Raw genomic sequence first — 5,936 nt, forward strand, 5'->3', positions numbered from 1 at the left:
ACTCCTTCGGGGGACAGCGCTTGATTGCGGTGTCCAACTTCTGGGGTCCACTCCAATTACGTTCCTGTTCCGGTAATCGGCGGCGTCCAGGGAGGCGGCTCTGCCGCACCGCTCAAGATTCCCAGCGCGCCACCAAATCACTCGTCAGACGCGCCCTGGTCGCGAGAGTGATCGATGTCGCGTCGGCGACCCCATCCGCACCAGCACCATCGCCTGCTGTCGGGGCGTTCGACACTGCATCAAAAATGTGATCCACGGCGCGGTGCACATTCACAATTTCCCGCGGCGTTCAATCCGCGATACGTCACGCTCCGAAGTCTCGATGTGCCCGGCGAACATGCAGCCGCCGCACGTCAGTACGAGACGACAGACAGGACGATGGCAGTGGGACGTGGACATAAACAACGGTCCGGAGGGAACCAGCTCCTCGGCACGGAGCAGTATTGGCGGAAGCAAGCCCGCGAGGTCAGGAATTTTCAGGCGCGGCACGCGAGGTGGCCGAGCGACGATGCGCGCGACCCGACCGAACGGGCTCTCGGAGTATGGCTGGGTGCTCAACAGAGAGCAGCTCGAGGCGGAAGGCTCGCCGCGGATAGGCGGCAGTTTCTCAACGACGAAGCCTCCGGCTGGGCTGACGAGACAGCCGTGCCAGAGTGGGTCGTGTCAGCGCGTGATGCGGTGTCGTCCCACACACGCGAGGAGAGGTGGCGGACGCGCTGTCGTGAGCTAGGAGCGTTCCGCGAGCTACACGCGCGCTGGCCGAATGGACACTCGCGCAAGATCTCCGAGAAGACGCTCGGTCTATGGCTAGGCACGCAGCGGGTGGCATCCGGGAAAGGAAAGCTCTCGTCTGAGCGTCGTGAGTATCTGGACGACGTCGCACCCGGGTGGCTGACCGATGACCGTGACGATCTCTGGCGCGGGAAGGTGCAGGAGCTCGCGGAGTTCGTGACGCGGAGAGCCGGTGGCCGCGTGCGAAAGCGGCGCTCGCTCTGGAATCGACGCTCGGGCGGTGACTGCGGAACTACCAAGCTCAGGCAGCGTCAGGCACTCTGGTGCCGGAACGTCGCGCAATCCTCGATTCGCTTGCGCCGGGGTGGAGTTCGGCTTGACGGGCTGGCGACGGGGGATGCTCGGATGGGAGTGAACACTCCGTGGCGCCGCCGAGGACGAGCATCAGGCGTACCTCACGTCGCCTCGGCCAGCAGCTCCGACAGGCCCGCTCGTTGAGCCGGATGCCGGTTGTGGGGCGTGAGAACTGAAGGGCTCGCGCATGGCTCCACACCCCTCCTCGGCTGGGCCTCGCGGGTCGCGCCGATACATCACGTGCTCTCGCGCTATCCGAGACCCCGATAGGCGATGTTGAACGCAGCGGCGATCGCGAGTGTGCCGCCGAAGAGCACGATCAGCGAGAGCAATCCGCGTACCCTCGTCACGGAAGTGTAGACAACGAGCGCAGCGCTCAGGATGATGATCGCGATCCAGTACACGGGGCTGGTGGTCTCCGCTACCGCGGTGAGCCCGTAAACGCCTTCTCCGACACCGATGCCGGCAAGCAGCGCGGTTCCGGCGGCCGCGCGAATGCCGTTTGCACGGAGCCAGCACGCGGCGACGCCGACGAACGGCCCGACGATCACGCCGATGACGGAGAACATGAGCGGGTCATAGTAGAAGCCGCGCCACGTCGACACGATGGCATATCCCACGGTCAGTGCAACGAAGCTGCCTGCGCCGAGCAGTGCGGCCAGAGGCCAGCGGACCCTGGCGACGACGACAAGCACTGATGTGATCAGGCTCCAGCCGCTCGCTGAGTTGGCGAACGATTGCAGAGCATCCGGCAGGAAACCCTGAGCATACGACGTCACCCCGCCGAGGATCAGGCTTCCGATGATGGTGCAGAACGTCGCGACGAGCGCCGCGGCTCCGGTGCGGCTGTTTTGGCAGCGCCGGATGAGGTTCGCTGAGCGTCGTGGGTCATGGCACCGATCGTAGGGGGAGGGCGTGCTTGGTGTGTTTGTGACACGACTGCGCTTCAACGCCCCATGCCGCACGACCATTGCGCCGGCAGTCCTCTGCGCACGTTCGCTTCCGCTTCGGCGGCGTCGAGGTCGCTGTGCGATCGCAAAGTAGACTCGAGCCGTGCTGCTCTCTGATCGCGATATCAACGCCGAGCTCGACGCCCAACGCATCCGTCTGGATCCGCTCGACCGACTGATGGTGCAACCGTCGAGCGTCGACGTGCGCATGGACCGCTACTTCAGGCTGTTCAGCAACCACAAGTATCCGTTCATCGACCCGGCCGAGGATCAGCCCGATCTCACTCACCTCGTCGAGGTGGCCGCGGACGAGCCGTTCATCCTGCACCCCGGCGAGTTCGTGCTGGCGAGCACGTTCGAGACCGTCACGCTGCCCGACGATGTCGCCGCCCGACTCGAGGGCAAGTCGTCGCTCGGACGTCTCGGCCTGCTGACGCACTCGACGGCCGGATTCATCGATCCCGGGTTCTCCGGTCACGTCACCCTCGAGCTGTCGAACATGGCGACGCTCCCCATCAAGCTGTGGCCCGGCATGAAGATCGGCCAACTCTGCTTCTTCCGGCTCTCGTCGCCCGCCGAGAACGCGTACGGCGCATACGGCAACCGCTACCAGGGGCAGCAGGGGCCGACTGCGAGCCGCTCGCACCTGCGGTTCGTGCGCACCGACGTGTCCGTGACCGATATCGGATCCGCCGGGGAGTAGACATGGCCTACAACCCCGAGATCGCGGATCGCGTGCGCGCGATCATCGAGGCGGCGGGCGATGTCGACGAGAAGCGCATGATGGGATCGCTCGCGTTCATGCTCGGCGGCAAGATGGCGGTCGGCGTCTCGGGCGACGAGGTGTTCTTCCCGATGGGCGGAGGCGAGGCGCTGGACGTCGCGCTGCAGCAGGGCGCGCACCGTCTGCGGCTGCCCAGCGGCCAGGAGGTGCCGTTCGCCGCGCTCACGGACCCCGGCGACGAGATCCTCGCCGACTGGATCGGCGACGCGATCGCCCGCGCTCTCGGAGACTGACACGCGATGAGCCGCGTCTGAGAGGATCCGCCGATGACCCATGGGCTCGCATCGATGCGAGATTTCCGCCGCCACGCGCGTCGCGAGGCGCCGATCATCCGGCGTGCCGAACGCATCTGGCCGATGGTGCTCGGTTGGGGACTGCTCGCCCTGGTCTTCGCGGCGATGGGCGCACTCGTCGTCTGCATCGCGATCGACACAGACGACTCCGGGGCGTTCTGGGCGGGCGTCGCGATCGTGGCGTTTGCGGTCGTGCTTCTCGGATCCATCGTCGCTGTCGCGACCTCGAATGCGCGCCGGTGGCGGATGCGCCGCGCTGCGGCGGAGCTCGCGCTTGCCCATGGCTGGCACTTCGAGCTCGAGGTCGACCCGCGCTTCTTCCGCGGTTCGCTGTTCACCGCCGGTCGTCAGGGCCGCGCCGAGACGGTGATGCACACGCACGACCCCCGAATGATCGAGGTCGGCAACTACACGTTCTCGGCGGACGTCGGACAGTCCTTCAAGGGCGTCGACCAGGTCGGCTACGTGCGCATGGTGCTCGACAACGAACTGCCGCACATGTTCCTGCAGGCGCAAGGTCGCACCAGGCCGCGCCCGTATGCCTTTGCGTTCGACCGCGTGCAACGGATCGATCTGGAGGGAGATTTCACCCGGTACTGGCGTCTGTATGTTCCGCAGGGCAGCGAACAGCACGCGTACTACATCTTCACACCTGACCTCATGCAGACCTTCGTCGACGTGATCCCCGGGTGCGACATTGAGGTTGTCGGCACCGAGTTATACATCTACGCTCCCGGCAGGTTCGATCTCACCCACGCCGACGTTCTCGATGCAGCCGAGGTTGTCGCTGAGACGGTCGGCGAGCACACCAGCCGACGGGCCGCGCGGTTCACCGACCTCATCGGTGGACCGGTGCCGCGCCTGAGCCCGGTCGCGACGTGGATATTGCGGCTTGTTCCTGCGGCGATCGTCGGAATCGGCCTGATCATCGTCGGTCGGCAAGGCGGACTCTTCGGTTGACGCCGGCGAGAGCCCAGTTGTGTCGGAACCGCGCAAGAGCCAGCGCTGGTTCCGCCGGAGACTCTGCACTTCTCGACCCGCTTGCTCGTCACCGCCGCGAAATCTCCGACAGAACCGAAGCGTCGATCACGCGACCTCCGACAGAACCGGGCGACGACCGCCCCGGCGGCTTGCACGCGCGCCGATGATCGCGGCCTCGACGACCGGCCAGTCGTACGTGACGAGCGCGTAGTCGAACCGCAGAGCCGTGTACCCGCGCGCGGCGGCAGCTGCGTCTCGCCGCAGGTCTTTGTGCCGCTTCGACGGGCCGTCATGGTTCTCGCGGCCGTCGATCTCGAGAATGATGCATCCGTCGATCAGGAAGTCGACGAGTCCGACATCGTCGATCCACACCTGAGCCTCGACGCGGATGCCCAAGAGGTGCAGGCGCAGCCGCACGAGCGACTCGAGACCGCTGTCGGATTCGCCGTGCGCGAAGTCGACGAGCCACCTCTTCCGCGCCGGGATGCGCGAGCGCACCGCCTGACGGTCCTCCGCGCCGAGCATGCCCTTGTTCCACGCCGATTCGAACGCGGCGAAGAACGCCTCGTCGCCGCGGCACGACAGGATCTGTGCGAGCGCCATATGCAGCGGTACGGCTCCCACACCTCCGGATCCCGAGCTCCAGTGCGCGACGCATCTGCACCCGTCGTGGGGCCGCGCCCTGCCGCGCGATCCGAGCCAGACGTGCACATCGTCGTGGCCGTCGAGCACCCAGATTCCCCGCAGATACAGCAATGACGCGCACGTCAGCGCACCGCCGTGCAGGGCGGCCTCCACAACCGGCTCGGGCGTCTCGGGCACGACGTAGATGCCCTTCCTCGGCCGCAGGACGGTTTCTGCGCGTCGCGCACTGAGCAGATTCTCCTCCGTCGCGCCGCTGTTCAACAGGGTCGAGGTGCGTGCGCACCCGCCGGCGTGCCGGATGGCGGCGGCGATGTCGTCTGGGGTCATGAACCCACACTGCGCTCGAGCGGGCAGCCGTGCGTGGTGCGAGTGCCGTCAATGGGGATGGATCGGCGAAGATCCCGATTGTGAGCGCGTTGACCCCGCGCCGACCGGCAGACGCACAGGGCCTCCGCCGCCCAGAACCCGCATTCTTCGACGGCGCTCACCGGGGCAGCTCGCTGCAGCACCCGGTTCTGTCGGGCCCACGGCCCGAGTGTCTCCGGTTCTGTCGGAGATTCCCTCCGTATTCGGTGCTGTCCCGGCGCTGCGGAGCGGATGTCCGACGCTACCCAACCCAGGCGGGGGACGTCTCCGACAGAATCGGGATACGTCGCGTCACGACCGCGAGCACCACGGCCCATACGCCCCAGCTCACGCCGAAGAACGCCCAGTACGCGCCGTCGTCGAGCGACGTCAGCGGCGTGATGAGGTTGCTGTACGCGAACTGCCCCATCGTGTTCATCACTGCGTGCGCGAACACCGCCGGCCACACGGATCCGCTGAACCACCGCACGAGCGAGATCGCGACAGCGGCGAACAGCAGATTCACGGTGGTGCTCACGACGTCTCGGAACGGCATCGTCCCGTCGAGCGCATAAGTGAGCGTCAGCGGAAGGTGCCACGCGGCCCAGAATCCGCCGATCACAAGGGTCGACCGCCAGAAGCCGAGCGGTGCGAGGAGCGAGGTGAGGTATCCGCGCCACCCGATCTCCTCGCCGAACGCGAACACCATCCATACGATCGACAGCGGCAGCACCAGCAGGGCAGCGGCCGCCGCGCCCTCCACTGGCGCGAACTCGACGAGCCCGAGCGCCGTGGGGCGGGCCAGCGGGGGGCACCGGCGGGGGCCGCCCAACCCCCCGGCGGCGCCCGCGG

7 protein-coding genes are annotated in these 5,936 nt (G+C 66.9%); 4 read left to right on the forward strand and 3 right to left on the reverse strand.

The window, feature by feature from the left end:
* Nucleotides 1-378 precede the first annotated feature (378 nt).
* Complete coding sequence (locus tag ACTIAO_RS16740; protein WP_441869133.1) at nt 379-1,230, forward strand: helicase associated domain-containing protein; 852 nt, start codon at nt 379-381, stop codon at nt 1,228-1,230.
* Nucleotides 1,231-1,337: 107 nt separating this feature from the next.
* Here ACTIAO_RS16740 and ACTIAO_RS16745 read toward each other — a convergent pair whose 3' ends face one another.
* A complete protein-coding gene (locus ACTIAO_RS16745; protein ID WP_441869032.1) occupies nt 1,338-2,246 on the reverse strand; it encodes a DUF6518 family protein in 909 nt (302 codons plus the stop codon).
* On the opposite strand from ACTIAO_RS16745, the gene dcd reads away from it, so the two are divergent.
* From dcd to ACTIAO_RS16760, 3 genes are read left to right on the forward strand one after another with little or no spacing between them, the layout of a single operon-like run.
* The gene (gene dcd / locus ACTIAO_RS16750) at nt 2,140-2,739 is read left to right on the forward strand and encodes a dCTP deaminase (RefSeq protein WP_029153070.1); all 600 of its coding nucleotides are present in this window, start codon (nt 2,140-2,142) and stop codon (nt 2,737-2,739) included. The genes ACTIAO_RS16745 and dcd overlap by 107 nt on opposite strands.
* Nucleotides 2,740-2,741: 2 nt before the next feature.
* Nucleotides 2,742-3,053 (forward strand): TfoX/Sxy family protein, encoded by a 312-nt coding sequence (locus ACTIAO_RS16755; RefSeq protein WP_051216557.1) that lies wholly within the window; start codon nt 2,742-2,744, stop codon nt 3,051-3,053.
* Between the two features lie 33 nt (nt 3,054-3,086).
* A complete protein-coding gene (locus ACTIAO_RS16760) occupies nt 3,087-4,073 on the forward strand; it encodes a DUF4231 domain-containing protein (RefSeq protein WP_029153069.1) in 987 nt (328 codons plus the stop codon).
* Nucleotides 4,074-4,199: 126 nt separating this feature from the next.
* On the opposite strand, the gene ACTIAO_RS16765 is transcribed toward ACTIAO_RS16760, so the two are convergent.
* Both ACTIAO_RS16765 and ACTIAO_RS16770 read right to left on the reverse strand, forming a co-directional pair.
* Entirely contained in the window at nt 4,200-5,066 is an 867-nt protein-coding gene (locus tag ACTIAO_RS16765) for an endonuclease domain-containing protein (protein ID WP_051216556.1), read from the reverse strand.
* A 280-nt stretch (nt 5,067-5,346) separates the two neighbouring features.
* On the reverse strand, nt 5,347-5,936 hold a 590-nt coding region (locus tag ACTIAO_RS16770), incomplete at its 5' end, for a CPBP family intramembrane glutamic endopeptidase (RefSeq protein WP_441907247.1).

The sequence above is a fragment of the Microbacterium sp. genome, assembly GCF_052099035.1.
In the GTDB taxonomy this organism is placed as follows: Bacteria; Actinomycetota; Actinomycetes; order Actinomycetales; family Microbacteriaceae; genus Microbacterium.

Coding starts and splice junctions, on each gene's coding strand:
- ACTIAO_RS16755 (WP_051216557.1), top strand. CDS start 2,742: ATGGCCTACAACCCCGAGATCGCGGATCGCGTGCGCGCGATCATCGAG.
- ACTIAO_RS16760 (WP_029153069.1), top strand. CDS start 3,087: ATGACCCATGGGCTCGCATCGATGCGAGATTTCCGCCGCCACGCGCGT.
- ACTIAO_RS16745 (WP_441869032.1), bottom strand. CDS start 2,246: ATGCGCACGTCGACGCTCGACGGTTGCACCATCAGTCGGTCGAGCGGA.
- ACTIAO_RS16740 (WP_441869133.1), top strand. CDS start 379: ATGGCAGTGGGACGTGGACATAAACAACGGTCCGGAGGGAACCAGCTC.
- ACTIAO_RS16765 (WP_051216556.1), bottom strand. CDS start 5,066: ATGACCCCAGACGACATCGCCGCCGCCATCCGGCACGCCGGCGGGTGC.